Raw genomic sequence first — 14,263 nt, 5'->3', positions numbered from 1 at the left:
GTCCGCAGGGCGGAATTTTCCAAATCACTGATTTGGGGTCGCTGTGCAGTGGCTGCGTGCAACTGACGAGTGCGCACGAAGATTCGCAGTCGTCCTGGCGAAGGCCAGGACCCATTACCCCAAGTGCGCAATGTTGCGCGACGCTAGGGCCACGATCTCGTTCACTGTCAAATGCGGTAGTTGTGGTCCTGGCTTTCGCCAGGACGACAATGACGAGTCCTGCCTGCAACATCCGCCGCAGCGTACGGGTCCCTGCTTTCGCAGGAACGACGGGTGGAGAAATCTCAGCTCAGCGTCACTACAACAGTCATCCCACCCCTCACAAATTTATCACCCCGCGCCGCGCGGCATGGGCGACGGCGTCGGTGCGGCCGGTGGCGTCGAGCTTGTCGAGCAGCGAGCCGACATGAAACTTGGCGGTGTGGACGGAAATCCCGAGCCGCTGTGCGATCATCTTGTTGGACGCGCCTTCCGCCAGCAGCGCCAGCACGTCGAGCTCGCGCGGCGTCAGCTCGAAGTCGCCGCCCGCGGCCTCGCGGTTGCGTGCGACGACCGCAGCCGTGGCCTGTTCGCCCGGCGCGGCGAGCCGCAGGCCGGCGACGCTGCCGAGCAGGGTCGCCAGCCGGTCGGCGAGGACGGCGTCGTCGACCTCGAGCGCGATGACGATGTCGTTGGCCGGCTCACCGCTCACGTCTCGGGCCTCTCGCCGACTGTCACCTTGAAGTTCAGCGGCTCGCCGCCGCGATGCACGGTGAGCTCGACCACCGTGCCGACGCTCTGCGGTCCGAGGCCGCGCGACAGCGCGCGCACGCCGGACAGCTTCTCGCCATTCACGGCAATGATCACGTCGCCTTGCCGGATGCCGGCGGCGGCCGAGGGGCCGGCCTTGTCGACGTTCATCACCATCGCGCCGAGGCCGTCGTCGAGACGGACCGGCTGCAATCCGACGCCAAGATATCCGCGCGCGATGCGGCCGCTCTTCTCGAGCTGGCCTGCGACCCGCTCGATGGTCGTAGCCGGGATCGTCAGCACGCGGCGCGGGCCGAGCACGGCCATGCCGAACGGCTCGCCCGCGGCGTTCAGCGCCAGGCCGCCCTGCTGGCTGTGCCGCAGCCGGACGTCGAGCTCGATCCGTGCATCGATTTCGCCGCCGCGCAGGCTGCGCCAGGCCGGGCCGGACAGTGCGACGATGCCGAGCCGCGCGGTCGGCGCGCCGCGGTCGGCGGCGACGATCACCGCGAGCGATCCCAGCGCGGGGTTCTCGGTCGAGAGCTTGACGGGGGCGACATCGCCTTCGACGTGCAGCAGCGCGACGTCGGTGGTGTGGTCGCGTCCGACGACGGTCGCTGGCCTGCGGCTGCCGTCGGCGAACTGGATTTCGATCTCGCCCTCGTCGGCCAGCGCTTCGTCGGCGGTGACGATCAAGCCCGCCTTCCAGACAAAGCCGGAGGCGCGCGCGCGATGCGAATGCACGGAGACGATGGCGGGCCCAGCGCGCGCAATGGTCTCCGCGAGGGCTGATGACAGCGATGACAGGATATTCGGTTCGGTCATGGGAAACTCCGTTGGCTTCCCTCAATCTGGGATGTCGCGGCTGACGGCGATACTGGCCGGATGGGCAGGGCGTGGCCGGGCCGCCCGGAACTGCCGCTCAGCTCAGCCGCTGCAGGGTCGCCTTCGGGCTCTCGCCGAACTTGGCGCGGTAGGCGCTCGCCATCCGGCTCAGATGGGTAAAGCCGAGGTCGAATGCAATATCGACGATGCGCTCGCCCGGCCGCGCCGTCTTGAGGCGGGCGTTCAGATGGGCGAGGCGGATGTCGAGCAGCATCTCGGACACGGTGGTGCCGAAGTGACGGCGGAAGCCGAGTTGCAGCGCGCGGATGCCGGTGCCCGCGATCTCCGCGAGCTCGGCGAGGTCCAGCGGCTCGGTTGCCCGGCTCTCGAGATAGGCGCGCACGCGTTTCAAGGCGGCCGGCTGGGCCTCGGTGCGGCCGTTGAAGACATCGATCGCCGAACTCAGGCTGTGCCGCTGCCCGTTGAGCAGGACATTGAGAAACGATTCGCGCCAATCGGCCGCCGCGACCGCCGACAAAGTCTTGCGCGGCCCGAGCTGCTCGGCGGCCGTGACAAGCTGCTCGATCCTGGCAGAGAGCGTCTGCCCGAGTGGCCCGCTCAGCGCGACGGCCGGATCGAACTCGACCGGCCTCACCGCCACGCCGCCAAGCGCCGCGGCGCGATGCTCGACCAGCTTGCGGTCGAGCAGCAAGATCAGCTGGGCGCAGTCGCCGCGCCAGGTCATCTCGGTCGGAATGGTCGGCGACAGCAGCGAGGCCGTGTGCTGTGGTCCGGTGGTCAGTTCGCGCGCGGCGGTGCGGATCGCGGCCGAGCCGGACAGCGGCATCTGCAACAGGAAGAAGCGGTCGAGGCAGCCGGGATTGATCGCGACCGACCCGCCATAAGCGACGTAGTTGACGGAGAAGCCGTCGAAGTCGGCACAATTGTGATGCGCGGAGAAATCGCTCGCGGAATGATCGACCGGCGTCAGATCGTGCGGACAGAAGATGCGGCCGATCGCTTCCGCCGCGTCATCGACGCGCGCCGTCGCGACGCGTGCGAAATCCTTGAGCCTTGCGCTTGCCGGATTTGCGCTTGCCGAAACCTCGTTGCCAACAGCAGTCACGACGGCCGTCCGGAGTTGTTTGAGGTCTAAAACATCAGGCAGCCTAGAGCATCCCGCGGTAAAGGGGAACGCCGTTTCGTCGTGCAATCTGCCCGATCGGCGGTCAGGACGATGCGACGGCATTGGGCAGCAGCCGGCCGGCGCAACGCTCCCGCATTGCAGCATGAACGTGCCGGGTGCGGATTCGTTTATCGGCTAGACAGCCTCACCGGCCGGCGACAGGCTCCGTGCCGGCACTGCGCATCAAAACTGGAGAGGCTGACATGGGCACGCTCGAAAAAGGAATTACCCGAACCGGCACCGGCTACGGCGGCAAGACCTGGAATATCCTGGGCCAGGTCTACTATCCGAAGGCGGTCACCGACTCGACCTTCGCGTTCGAAACCAACAGCGATCCCGGCCAGTTCGTGCCGGTGCACATCCACCCGACCCAGGACGAGTTCATCCTGGTGCAGGAAGGCGTGCTCGACCTCAAGCTCGACGGCGTCTGGGTGCAGGCCAAGGCCGGCGACCTCGTGCGCATGCCGCGCGGCATCCCGCACGGCTATTTCAACAAGTCGGACAAGCCGGCGCGGGCGCTGTTCTGGGTGTCGCCGATGCAGAAGCTCGAGGCGCTGTTCGAGAAGCTGCACAATCTGCAGGACCCCGCCGAGGTGGTGCGTATCTCCGCCGAGCACGAGGTGGACTTCCTGCCGCCGGAAGCCAACGACTAGCCCGGCGGTCAAACAGACAATACGCACACGAGGCGGCAATCGCCGGAGCTGGACTCCGGCGATGACGGGGACGCGTGCGCTTAACGAAATTGGACCTGTTCATTCAATTCGGAGCGGTTTCATGGTCAAGCAGAAGCATGTGTGCGTCATCGGCGCCGGCATTTCCGGCCTTGCTGCCGGCAAGGCCTTTGCCGGTCGCGGCCACAAGGTGACCATCATCGAGCGCAGCGGCGATCTCGGCGGCGTTTGGGAGCCGGCGCGCTCCTATCCCGACGTGCAGACCCAGAGCCCGAAGGAGCTCTATCGCTACACCGACAAGGCAATGCCGGAGTCCTATCCGGAATGGCCGAAGGGTCCGCAGGTCCATGCCTACTTGCGCGACTATGCCCGCAGCCACGGGCTCGACGGCGCGATGCGGTTCGACACCAAGGTCGAAGGCATGACGCGCCGCACTGACGGCAGGCCGGGCTGGACGCTGGCGCTGCGCTCGACCGACGGCGCCACCGGCCACGAGGATTTCGACTTCGTCGCGGTCTGCACCGGGCAATTCAACGAGCCGCAGGCCTTGCCGCTGGCGGGCGAGGACGGCTTCAAGGCGCAGGGCGGGCAGATTCTGCATTCATCGCAATACGGCGATCCAACGCTTGCCAAGGGCCGCAAGGTGGTGGTGCTCGGCGGCTCCAAATCGGCGACCGACATCGCGGTGAATGCGGTCAATTCCGGCGCCAGCGAAGTCACCATCGTGTTTCGCGAGCCGGTCTGGCGGATTCCCTATTTCGTCGGCGGCCTCGTCAACTTCAAGCGCATCCTCTACATCCGCGCGCAGGAGCAGATGTTTGCGAGCTGGGGCATCGGGCCGATGGCACGCCTCGCGCATGTGGTGGCAAAGCCGTTCGTGTGGGCGAACTGGCGCGGGCTCGAGAGCATGCTGAAGATGCAGCTCAAGCTGAAGCAATGCGGCATGGTGCCGAAGGAGCGGATCGAGGACGGCGTCAACTGCTCGGTGCCGATCGCAACCCCCGGCTTCTATCCGATGGTGGCCGACGGCCGGATCAAGGCGGTGCGCGGCACCTTTGACCATTACGACGGCAAGACCATCGTGATGAGCGGCGGCCAGCGCGTCGCGGCCGACCTCGCGGTGCTCGCGATCGGCTACAAGCTCGGCGTGCCGTTCCTGCCCGAGGAGTATCAGAACAAGCTGGTCGAGCCCGACGGGCAGTACCGGCTGTACCGGCTGATAGCCAATCCCGATCTGCCCGACATGGGCTTTGTCGGCTTCAATTCGAGCTTCTGCACCGTGCTGTGCGCCGATCTCGCCGCGAACTGGCTGGTGCGCTACGCCGACGGCCAGCTGGCGCGGCAGCCGAGCGCGGCCGAGATGCACGACAACATCGCGATGATGCTGAACTTCAAGCGCGTCGAGCGTCCGGCAGCGGGCGTCTATGGCGGATTGTGCGTCGCGCCGTACCACTTCAAGCATTTCGACGAATTGTTGGCGGACATCGGCACCAAGGCGTCGCGCCGCAACCCGCTCGTCGAAAAGTTCACGCCGCCGGATGCGGACGCCTATGCCCGCTTCCTCGCGACTGCGCCAGCATACAGAGCGGTGGCGTAGAGCATCACGGGATTGGGGCGAGCAGCAAGGGCGCTGCGCTCCCTCTCCCCGTTCTTACGGGGAGAGGGCTGGGGTGAGGGGCCGTCCCCGCATCTGCGGTGATAGCTGCGTTTGTGGAGACTCCCCCTCACCCGGAACGCATCTAATGATGCGTTCCGACCTCTCCCCCGCACGCGGGGCGAGGTGAAACGGAGGCCGCTAATCGCGGCCGGCGTCGAGGAAGGCCTGCGCCAGCCGCTCGGGATTGGAGAAGCAGAGCTCGTGGCTGCCCGGCACCTGGACCAGGCGGAACAGTCCGAGCTTCTCCGACAACCGTGGATGCCAGGGCAGGCTGTGCGGCATCGCGGTGTCCTCCGTGCAGTTCACGTAGGACTTTGCGATCGGCATCTCGGCCGGATTGGTGCGCAGCGCGATCTTGTCCTGGAAGGTCTTCAGCGGGTGCGGGTTGAGCTTGTCATAGGCGCGCTGCGCCGTCTCGAGATCGGCGTCGTTGATGAAGGCCTCGCGCCAGATCGGGAACGGCAGCACCACCGAGCCGTCGCCCCGCTCGGCATGAATGGCGTCGAACAGGCCGCGATAGTGCGGCGGCACCATGTCGTTGAGGCATTCGCCATTGTTCGGGACAAAGGCGTTCCAGTAGACGAGGCGGCGGATGCGGTTCGCGGCGGCGTCGGCGACGCCGGTGATGACCATGCCGCCATAGCTGTGGCCGACCAGGACGATGTCCTTGAGGTCATGCTCGGCGAGATAATCCACGATCGACTGGATCGCCTCGGCGAGGCCGGAGTCCTTCCGGTCGCCGGGGCGGTTACCCCTGATGGTCGGGGTGTGGACGACATGGCCGGCCTTGCGGATGGCGGCCGCAACCGGCTCAAACTCGGCGCCGGTATGCCAGGCGCCATGGACGAGAACATAGGTCGACATGTTGTACCTCCCTGTCTGGATTGCCGCGTCCGGACGACCCCGGGATACGCGCAGGTTTCATCCGCTTCCTGATGGATATTGACCTGGACCCGCGGAACGCGCTTGGCTGTGAGCGAACCGGACTGGACTCGGAGTGAACTGATGCAGCAAATCGCCGCCGCGGATCGCTCGCGCAGGCTGAGCTGGAATACCGCGGACACCAGGCCCGGCGAGCAGTTCGCGTATTACCGCGAGGCGATCTGCCAGGCCTTCATGAACCTGACGCCGGAGCCGCCGGCGACGCCGGGCTTCCTCGCCCGCGTCGAGACCGTTGGGCTCGGTTATGGCGCGGTCAACCGGGTCAGCTTCCCGGAGCATGTCGTGCGGCGCTCCGCTGCCGACATCGCCGCGTCCAGCCGGCGCTGCTACTACCTCAATCTGAAGCTTGCCGGCCGCTGCCGCATCCAGCAGGCGGGACGCGAGATCAGCCTGTCGCCGGGGCAGGTCGGAATCTTCGACAGCGGCCAGCGCTTCGCGCTGCTGCACGACCGCGGCCCGGCGCTGCAGGTCGCCTCGTTCTGGGTGCCGGCCGAGGCGCTGGATGAACGGCTGCCGACGGCGCCCGAGGTCGCGCCGGCGCGGGTCTCGGATGATCCCTTCGTCGGCCATCTCATCACCGAGACGGCGCAGGTTCTGAACACATCCGCCCTCTGTGCTTCGGATGCGGACAACGCGCGGCTGTTCGGCGTGCTGCTCGATCTGGTCGCGCTCAGCCTGTCGCGCAGCGGCCGCGCCGGCGTCGCCGAGAGTGCCGGCCTTGCCGATGCGACGTGGCTTGCGCTGCGCCGCGCCGTGGACGGCAGGCTGCGCGAGCCCGGGCTCGGCGTTGCCGCCATTGCGGCTGCGATCGGCATCAGCGAGCGCTATGTCCACAAACTGTTCGAGCGCGCCGGCACGACATTCGCCAGCCATGTGATAGACCGCCGCCTCGACGGCGCCGCGCGCGATCTGAGAGACCCCGCGATCGCCGGGCGCGCGATCGGCGACATCGCGTTCGACTGGGGCTTCTCCGACCTGTCGCATTTCACGCGGCGCTTCAGGCACCGCTTCGGCTGCACGCCGCGCGACTGGCGCCGCGGCTGACCAACGCTTCGGAAATCGCCATGGCGCAGCCGTTCACCTACCAGGTCAGCCCGATGCGGGTCGTGTTCGGGGTCGGCACGGTCGCACAGCTGGCGGCCGAGCTCGACCGGCTCGGCATCAATCGCGCGCTGGTGCTGGTGAGCCGGCGGCAGCAGGCCGAACTCGGCGATCTCGCCGACCTGACCGGCGGCCGTGTGGCCGGATCGTTCGACGGTGCAGTGGTGCATACGCCGGTCGCGGTGACAGAACGTGCGATGGAGATCGTCCGCGAGCTCAAGCCCGACGGCGTGGTTGCGGTCGGCGCCGGCGCCGCGACCGGCCTCAGCAAGGCGATTGCGCTGCGCACCGACCTGCCGCAACTGATCGTGCCGACCAGCTATGCCGGCTCCGAGATGACGCCGGTGCTCGGCGAGACCGTCGGCGGCGTCAAGACCACGCAATCGTCGCCGAAGATCCTGCCCGAGGCCGTCATCTACGACGTCAACCTGACCGTCTCGATGCCGGCGAAATTCTCCGCGATCTCCGGCCTCAACGCCATCGCGCACGCGGCCGAGGCGCTGTACGCGCGGGACGGCAATCCGATCACCTCGCTGATGGCGGAAGAGGCGATCGCGAAGCTTGCCTCGTCGCTCCCCGACGTGATCGCGCGGCCGAACGATCTCGAGGCGCGCTCGGACGCGCTCTATGGCGCGTGGCTGTGCGCAGTCTGTCTCGGCACCGTGGGCATGGCGCTGCATCACAAGCTCTGCCACACCGTCGGTGCGTTGTTCGACCTGCCGCATGCCGAGACCCATGCGGTGCTGCTGCCGCATACCATCGCTTACAACACGCCCGCCGCGCGCGATCCAGTCAGCCGCGCGGCGAGGGCGCTTGGGGCGGCCAGCGCCGCCGATGGCCTGTTCGATCTGTCGGCAAGGCTCGGCGCGCCGCGCTCGCTCGCCGAGATCGGCATGCCCGAGGACGGCATCGCAAGGGCAGCCGCGCTCGCCACCAAGAACCCTTACTGGAATCCGAGGCCGATCGAGGAGAGCGGCATCCGCGAGCTGCTGAAGCGCGCGTGGTCCGGGTCGCGGCCGCAAGCCGGATAGATCACACACCGATCGCGTTGCGCGCGATCACGTCGCGGTAGAACGCCGCGCTCAATTTCGGCACCCGGGCCTGGGTCTCGAAATCCACCCGGTAGAGGCCGAAGCGCTTCTCATAGCCGAAGATCCATTCGAAATTGTCCATCAGGCTCCACAGGAAATAGCCGTGGACCGGGACCCCGTCGGCGGTCGCGCGCTGCAATTGGGCGAGATAGTTGCGCAGGAACATGATGCGGTCGAGATCGTAGATCTGCCCGTCCGGATGCACCTTGTCCTCACCGGACGTGCCGTTCTCGCTGATATAGATGCTCTTGATGTTCCACAGCTTGGCGGCGATCCGCGGCGCCCAATAGATCGTCTCCGGCGCGATCCGCAGCCATTCCGAGCTCATGTGCGGGAAGGAAGCCGGCATCGGCAGCGGCTTCCAGCCGGGGGCATGGTCGGTGGCAAGGATGTAGCATTGCGGCGCGTAGATGTTCAGCCCGACGAAATCATTGGGCTGCGAGATGATCTTCAGCTCATCCGCGGTGAATTTGGGCGCGTCCGCGCCGGCATATTGCAGGAAGCCTTCGGTGTACCTGCCTTCGAGGACGACTCCGAGAAAACCTGCGTTGAGCTCGCGGGTCGCGGTTTCGGTGGCGCGGATGTTCTCCGGCGTGTTGAAGGCGGGCACGCAGGCGGTGATGTTCTCGGCCGGCCCGACTCGCGTGCCGGCACGGCCTTTGGCGCGAATCGCCTGCACCGCAAGGCCATGCGCCAGCGCCACATGATGGCGCGCCTGGTTCACCTCGCCCGCCGGCAGCTTCAGCCCCGGGGCGTCGACGCCGAGCGCATAACCGAAGGGGAGGAAACGTCCGACCTCGTTGAGGGTGAAGACGTTCTTCACGCGGTCGGTCAGTCGCTGCGCCACATAGCCGGCATAGTCGCCGAACGCCTTCGAGGTGTCGCGCGAGCGCCAGCCGCCGACGCGGTCCTGCAACGCCTGCGGCAGGTCCCAGTGATAGAGCGTGGCGTAGGGCTCGATGCCGTTCGCAAGCAGCTCGTCGACCAGACGGTTGTAGAAGTCGAGGCCCTTCGGGTTCGGCGTGCCGGTGCCATCGGGAAATACCCGAGGCCAGGCGATCGAGAAGCGATAGGCCTTGGCGCCGAGATCCTTGATGAGGCGGACGTCCTCCTTGTAGCGGTGATAGTGGTCGTTGGCGCGGTCGCCGGTCGAGCCGTCCTCGATCTTGCCCGATGTATGGGTGAAAGTGTCCCAGATCGATGGGCCGCGGCCGTCCTCATTGACCGCGCCCTCGACCTGGTAGGACGAGGTTGCGGTGCCCCAGACGAAGCCCGTGGGAAAGTTCGTGCCGTCCGGCCGCGACGCACGGTTTGCAGCCTCGGCAGGGCCGGTCAAACCGAGCGCCGAGAGGCCTGCAAGGCCGGCAAACTGCCGGCGCGAGAACTTTCCGAACATTGTTGTCTCCCGTCGCGGACGTTGCCGCTGGAATGCGGGCCGTAGGTTAACCTTCCATCCCGCCGTTGAGCAACAAGGGTCGGCGGGCCCAAGCGCCGTGGCGAGCGGCGCACCAATCAGTGCGAACCATTGTGATGTCAATGTCGCGGAGTTGTCAGTTTTGTGGCGACATTTTCTCTACTAGATTGCCTGCTACGTCCTTCCGCAATGACATCCGAATATCCCCGAGATTCCCGTGAGCTTCGCGCGATGAACAAGCCTGCAACCCATGTCCGAAGGGCGCTGCTGCGTCGTCTTGCCACTGCGATCGGCTTGGCTTTGGCGATGGCCGCAAGCGCGCAGGCCGAGCAGACATTTTCGTTCGATCGCACGCCCGGAAAGCTGCCGAAGACGGTCGTCCCGTTGCATTACGCGATCGAGCTGACGCCTGATATCACGGGCCTCGCTCTGCCAGGCGTCGAAACCGTCGACCTCGAGGTGCGCGAGGCGACCGCGCAGCTGACGCTGAACGCGATCAACACGACTTTCACCGAGGTCACGATCGATGACGGCGCCCAGCGCGCGGAGGTCGCGACCGACGCCACCGCGCAGACCGCAACGCTGACCTTCGCCAGGCCGCTTGCGGCCGGCCGCCACAAGCTACGCATCGCCTTCACAGCGCAGATCAACAAATTCGGCACCGGCCTGTTCTCGGTCGACTACCCGACCAGGACCGGGGTCAAGCGGATGATCTCCAGCAAGCTGGAGCCGGCCGATGCAAGGCGGATCTTCCCGTGCTGGGACGAGCCGTCGTTCAAGGCGAGCTTCGCGCTGACCGTCGTCATTCCGCGCAATCTGCTCGCGGTCGGCAACATGCCCGTGACCAGCGAAGAGCCGGTCGCCGGCGATCTCAAGAAGGTTGCGTTCGCGCCGACGCCGAAGATGTCGAGCTATCTGTTCGTGCTCACGGTCGGCGAGCTCGAGCACGTCACAGCGGATGCCGGCGGCGTCACGGTCGGCGTGGTAACGACGGAGGGCAAGGGCGGCCAGGGCCGGTTCGCGCTCGACAGCGCGGTGAAGCTGCTCGCCTATTACAACGACTATTTCGGCGTCAAATATCCGCTGCCGAAGCTCGACCTGATCGCCGTTCCCGGCGGGTTCGGCGGCGCGATGGAGAATTGGGGCGGCATCACCTTCTTCGAGAGCCGGCTGCTGTTCGATCCCGCGACGTCCGCCGAGACCGCGCGGCGTGGCATCTTCGCCATCATCGCGCACGAGATGGCGCATATGTGGTTCGGCGATCTCGTCACCATGGCGTGGTGGGACAATCTCTGGCTCAACGAGGGCTTTGCCAGCTGGATGGCAACCAAGGCCTCGGAGCAGTTCTATCCGCAATGGCAGGGCTGGCTGAACGGCTACGGCGCGAAGCAGTTCGCCATGGCGCTCGATGCGCGGCGCACCTCGCATCCCGTGCAGCAGCCGATTGCCGATCACAGCGAAGCGGTCACGGCATTCGACGCCATCACCTACAACAAGGGGCAGGCGCTGATCCGCATGCTCGAGACCTATCTCGGCGAACCGGCGTTCCGCGACGGCATCCGCAAATACATGGCTGCGCATGCCTACAGCAACGCGACAACCGCTGATCTCTGGCAGGCGCTCGAGAGTAGCGGCGGCAAGACCATCACCGGTATCGCCGCCTCCTTCACCGCGCAGGACGGCGTGCCGCTGGTCGTGGCCGAGACGGACTGTGATGGCGCCGCGCAGCGCCTGACCTTGCGGCAGGATCGCTTCGTGATCGCGCCGGCCAACAATCCGCCGCTGCCGGCCCGCAACTGGCAGATCCCCGTTGCGGTCGGACCGGCGCATGGCAAGCCGTTTGACGAGATATTGTTGAAGGGGAGCACCGATATCCCGGCCGGCGCCTGCGGCGATGCGATCAAGGTCAACCTCGGCGACGTCGGCTACTTCAGGGTCGAGTACGGCCCGAAGAACCGTGCGGCGTTGCTGAACGCATTCCCGCAAATGCAGGTCGCCGACCGTCTCAATGTCGTTACCGACAGCTGGGCGCTGGTGCAGGCGGGCCGCGCGGAGGCGCCGTCCTATCTCGCGCTGCTCGATGCGCTCGATGCCGGTGACCATCGCGCGGTGTGGGACCAGGTGATCTCGACATTCGCGGCGCTGAACCGGCTGTCGCGCGGCCGCACCGAGCGGCCGGTGATTCAGGCCTATGCCCGCGCCAAGCTGCGCCCGGTGTTCGATCGGGTCGGATGGGACGGCGCCGGTTCAGGCGACGATGACACTGCGTTGTTGCGTGCAAGCCTGATCTCGACGCTTGGCGATCTCGGGGATGCAGCTATTGTGGCGGCATCGAAGCGGCGCTTTGCGGCATTCGTCGATGATCCCAATTCGCTTCCGACCTCATTGCGCGATGCCGTCGCGCATGTTGTCGGTGTGACCGCCGATCGGGCGACCTACGACCAGCTGCTGGCGCTCGCGCGCAACAGCACGGCGACCAATGAACGGCTGCGCTATTATCTCGCGGCGGCAAGCGCCCGCGATGCCGAATTGGCGCGGGCGACGCTGGCGTTGACGCTGACCAACGAATTGCCCGACACGATCGTGACGGGGATGATCAACGCGGTTGCGTCCGCCGGCGAGCAGCCGCAGCTCGCCTGGGGCTTCGTCCGGACCAATTTCGATACGTTGCTTGCAAGGCAGGGGCCGAACTTCCGCGACCAGTTCGTGCCTAACTTCATGACCAATTTTAACGATGAGGCGCACGCGGCGGAACTGGCCGCGTTTGCTCCGTCGCAATCGACCACCGGCGGACGGGTGATGGTGGCGCGATCGGTGCAGGCGATCGCGATCTCGGCCGATCTTGCCGCGCGCGTGCTGCCCGCCGCCGACGCCTGGATCAGGGCGCACAAGCCGTGAGATCGCGAAGCAGTTTCCGGCGGCGCGCGATGCGGCTATGCTCCGTGCGCGGCATGCAATCAACGATGCGAGGCTGAGATGGTCAAAGGTTCCGATTTGCTGGTCGCGGCCCTCGAGAATGAGGGCGTGGAGCGGGTATTCGGCGTCCCCGGCGAGGAGAATCTCGATGTCGTCGAGAGCCTGCGCAAATCCTCGATCAAGCTGATCGTCACGCGCCACGAGCAGGCCGCAGCGTTCATGGCGGCGACCTATGGCCGGCTGACCGGAAAGCCCGGCGTCTGCATGACGACGCTCGGCCCTGGCGCGCTCAACCTGACCACCGGCGCCGCCTATGCGCTGCTCGGCGCGATGCCGATGGTGATGCTGACCGGCCAGAAGGGCATTTTGAGCAGCCGGCAGGCCAAGTTCCAGATCGTCGACATCGTCAACACGTTCCGTCCGCTGACCAAGCTGTCGCTGCAGATCGTCAGCGGCGCGACCATTCCGACCCTGGTCCGCGACGCCTTCCGAATTGCGACGCAGGAACGGCCGGGGCCGGTGCTGCTCGAACTGCCGGAGGATATCGCAGGCGAGGAGATTGCGCCGGTCGAAATGATACCGCCGCATCCGATCGAAATTCCGATCGCGCACGCGGCTGCGCTCGACCGCGCCGCCGACATGATCCTGAAGGCGCAGCGCCCGCTGATCATGCTTGGTGCTGCGGCATCGCGTCCGCGTTCGACTGCCGGGATCGGTGACTTCGTGCGGCGCACGAAAATCCCGTTCATTACCACGCAGATGGGCAAGGGCACGGTATCGGGCGGCACCAATCAGTATATGGGGACCGCCGCGCTGAGCGAGCGCGACTATGTGCACGAGGCGATCGACCGCGCCGACCTCATCATCGCGATCGGTCACGACACGGTCGAGAAGCCGCCTTTCATCATGGGCCCGAAGGGGCCGCAGGTGATCCATGTCAGCTACATGCCGGCAACGGTCGAGCAGGTCTATTTCCCGCAATGCGAGGTGATCGGCGATGTCGGGCCGAGCCTCGAATTGCTGGCCGATCGGGTCGAGGGGAAGCTGCCGCATGCCAGCGCGCTGCTCAGCCTGCGCCAGAGCATTCTGGCCAAGATCACCGATCGCGCCACCGAGGGCCGCTGGCCGCCGACGCCGCAGCGCATCGTGCACGATGTGCGGCAGGTCATTCCCGAGGACGGGATCGTCGCGCTCGACAACGGCATGTACAAGATCTGGTTCGCACGCAATTACCGCACGCTGCTCGCGAACTCGCTGCTGCTCGACAACGCGCTCGCGACCATGGGCGCCGGCCTACCGTCGGCGATGATGGCGGCGATGCTGTATCCGAACAACCGCGTGCTCGCGGTCTGTGGCGATGGCGGCTTCATGATGAACTCGCAGGAGCTCGAGACCGCGGTCCGCCTCAAGCTCAATCTGGTAATCCTGATCCTGGAGGATTCTGCCTACGGCATGATCCGCTGGAAGCAGGCGGTCGACAATTTCCCGGATTTCGGCCTGACCTTCGGCAATCCGGATTTCGTCAAATACGCCGAAAGCTACGGCGCCAAGGGTTCGCGGATCGCGAGCACGGATGCGATCGTTCCGACCCTGGAACGGGCGTTTTCCGGCGGCGGCGTGCATCTTGTCGTGGTGCCGATCGACTATACCGAGAACAAGCGGGTGCTGGTCGACGAATTGCGCGAGAAGGTGCAGCAGATCGATGTGTCGTAGAGCATGATCCGGACCCGA

Annotated in this window: 11 protein-coding genes; 6 read left to right on the top strand and 5 right to left on the bottom strand. The window is 66.2% G+C overall.

Annotated elements, in window-relative coordinates; translation table 11 throughout:
• Positions 1-319: 319 nt before the first annotated feature.
• The 3 genes from ACVW1B_RS25815 to ACVW1B_RS25805 form a co-directional block, all read right to left on the bottom strand.
• Positions 320-691, bottom strand: coding sequence for a response regulator transcription factor (locus tag ACVW1B_RS25815; RefSeq protein ID WP_057019243.1), 372 nt, complete (start codon positions 689-691; stop codon positions 320-322).
• On the bottom strand, positions 688-1,554 hold the full coding sequence (locus tag ACVW1B_RS25810; RefSeq protein WP_310880206.1) for a S1C family serine protease: 867 nt from the start codon (positions 1,552-1,554) through the stop codon (positions 688-690). The genes ACVW1B_RS25815 and ACVW1B_RS25810 overlap by 4 nt, the downstream gene beginning before the upstream one ends.
• A gap of 97 nt (positions 1,555-1,651) precedes the next feature.
• The gene (locus ACVW1B_RS25805) at positions 1,652-2,680 is read right to left on the bottom strand and encodes an AraC family transcriptional regulator (RefSeq protein WP_310880205.1); all 1,029 of its coding nucleotides are present in this window, start codon (positions 2,678-2,680) and stop codon (positions 1,652-1,654) included.
• Positions 2,681-2,943: 263 nt separating this feature from the next.
• Between ACVW1B_RS25805 and ACVW1B_RS25800 the strand changes: the two genes are divergently transcribed.
• Both ACVW1B_RS25800 and ACVW1B_RS25795 read left to right on the top strand, forming a co-directional pair.
• Positions 2,944-3,393 (top strand): cupin domain-containing protein, encoded by a 450-nt coding sequence (locus tag ACVW1B_RS25800; RefSeq protein ID WP_050386854.1) that lies wholly within the window; start codon positions 2,944-2,946, stop codon positions 3,391-3,393.
• Between the two features lie 121 nt (positions 3,394-3,514).
• Positions 3,515-5,008 carry a flavin-containing monooxygenase gene (locus ACVW1B_RS25795; protein WP_310880204.1) on the top strand — a complete coding sequence of 498 codons (1,494 nt, stop codon included), beginning with the start codon at positions 3,515-3,517 and terminating at the stop codon, positions 5,006-5,008.
• A 198-nt stretch (positions 5,009-5,206) separates the two neighbouring features.
• Here the strand turns inward: ACVW1B_RS25795 and ACVW1B_RS25790 are convergent, their stop codons facing one another.
• Positions 5,207-5,932: an alpha/beta hydrolase gene (locus tag ACVW1B_RS25790; RefSeq protein WP_253607248.1), complete on the bottom strand. Its 726-nt coding sequence runs from the start codon at positions 5,930-5,932 to the stop codon at positions 5,207-5,209.
• 141 nt (positions 5,933-6,073) lie between these two features.
• Here ACVW1B_RS25790 and ACVW1B_RS25785 point away from each other — a divergent pair, with 141 nt between their 5' ends.
• Positions 6,074-7,054, top strand: a complete 981-nt coding sequence (locus ACVW1B_RS25785; protein ID WP_456822405.1) for a helix-turn-helix domain-containing protein — start codon at positions 6,074-6,076, stop codon at positions 7,052-7,054.
• Between the two features lie 20 nt (positions 7,055-7,074).
• Positions 7,075-8,142, top strand: a complete 1,068-nt coding sequence (locus ACVW1B_RS25780) for a maleylacetate reductase (RefSeq protein ID WP_456822404.1) — start codon at positions 7,075-7,077, stop codon at positions 8,140-8,142.
• Between the two features lies 1 nt (position 8,143).
• Here the strand turns inward: ACVW1B_RS25780 and ACVW1B_RS25775 are convergent, their stop codons facing one another.
• Entirely contained in the window at positions 8,144-9,598 is a 1,455-nt protein-coding gene (locus ACVW1B_RS25775) for a GH1 family beta-glucosidase (protein WP_456822403.1), read from the bottom strand.
• 249 nt (positions 9,599-9,847) lie between these two features.
• Between ACVW1B_RS25775 and ACVW1B_RS25770 the strand changes: the two genes are divergently transcribed.
• Both ACVW1B_RS25770 and ACVW1B_RS25765 read left to right on the top strand, forming a co-directional pair.
• Positions 9,848-12,514 (top strand): M1 family metallopeptidase, encoded by a 2,667-nt coding sequence (locus ACVW1B_RS25770; RefSeq protein WP_456822402.1) that lies wholly within the window; start codon positions 9,848-9,850, stop codon positions 12,512-12,514.
• Between the two features lie 78 nt (positions 12,515-12,592).
• The gene (locus ACVW1B_RS25765) at positions 12,593-14,245 is read left to right on the top strand and encodes an acetolactate synthase large subunit (RefSeq protein WP_456822401.1); all 1,653 of its coding nucleotides are present in this window, start codon (positions 12,593-12,595) and stop codon (positions 14,243-14,245) included.
• Positions 14,246-14,263 lie beyond the last annotated feature (18 nt).

It is taken from the genome of Bradyrhizobium sp. USDA 4502, from assembly GCF_054063355.1.
This window is presented reverse-complemented; position numbering and strand designations above follow the sequence as displayed.

Excerpts from the sequence above, each read along its gene's own strand:
- ACVW1B_RS25810 (WP_310880206.1), bottom strand. The coding sequence starts at position 1,554 with ATGACCGAACCGAATATCCTGTCATCGCTGTCATCAGCCCTCGCGGAG.
- ACVW1B_RS25800 (WP_050386854.1), top strand. The coding sequence starts at position 2,944 with ATGGGCACGCTCGAAAAAGGAATTACCCGAACCGGCACCGGCTACGGC.
- ACVW1B_RS25795 (WP_310880204.1), top strand. The coding sequence starts at position 3,515 with ATGGTCAAGCAGAAGCATGTGTGCGTCATCGGCGCCGGCATTTCCGGC.
- ACVW1B_RS25790 (WP_253607248.1), bottom strand. The coding sequence starts at position 5,932 with ATGTCGACCTATGTTCTCGTCCATGGCGCCTGGCATACCGGCGCCGAG.
- ACVW1B_RS25785 (WP_456822405.1), top strand. The coding sequence starts at position 6,074 with ATGCAGCAAATCGCCGCCGCGGATCGCTCGCGCAGGCTGAGCTGGAAT.
- ACVW1B_RS25780 (WP_456822404.1), top strand. The coding sequence starts at position 7,075 with ATGGCGCAGCCGTTCACCTACCAGGTCAGCCCGATGCGGGTCGTGTTC.
- ACVW1B_RS25775 (WP_456822403.1), bottom strand. The coding sequence starts at position 9,598 with ATGTTCGGAAAGTTCTCGCGCCGGCAGTTTGCCGGCCTTGCAGGCCTC.
- ACVW1B_RS25770 (WP_456822402.1), top strand. The coding sequence starts at position 9,848 with ATGAACAAGCCTGCAACCCATGTCCGAAGGGCGCTGCTGCGTCGTCTT.
- ACVW1B_RS25765 (WP_456822401.1), top strand. The coding sequence starts at position 12,593 with ATGGTCAAAGGTTCCGATTTGCTGGTCGCGGCCCTCGAGAATGAGGGC.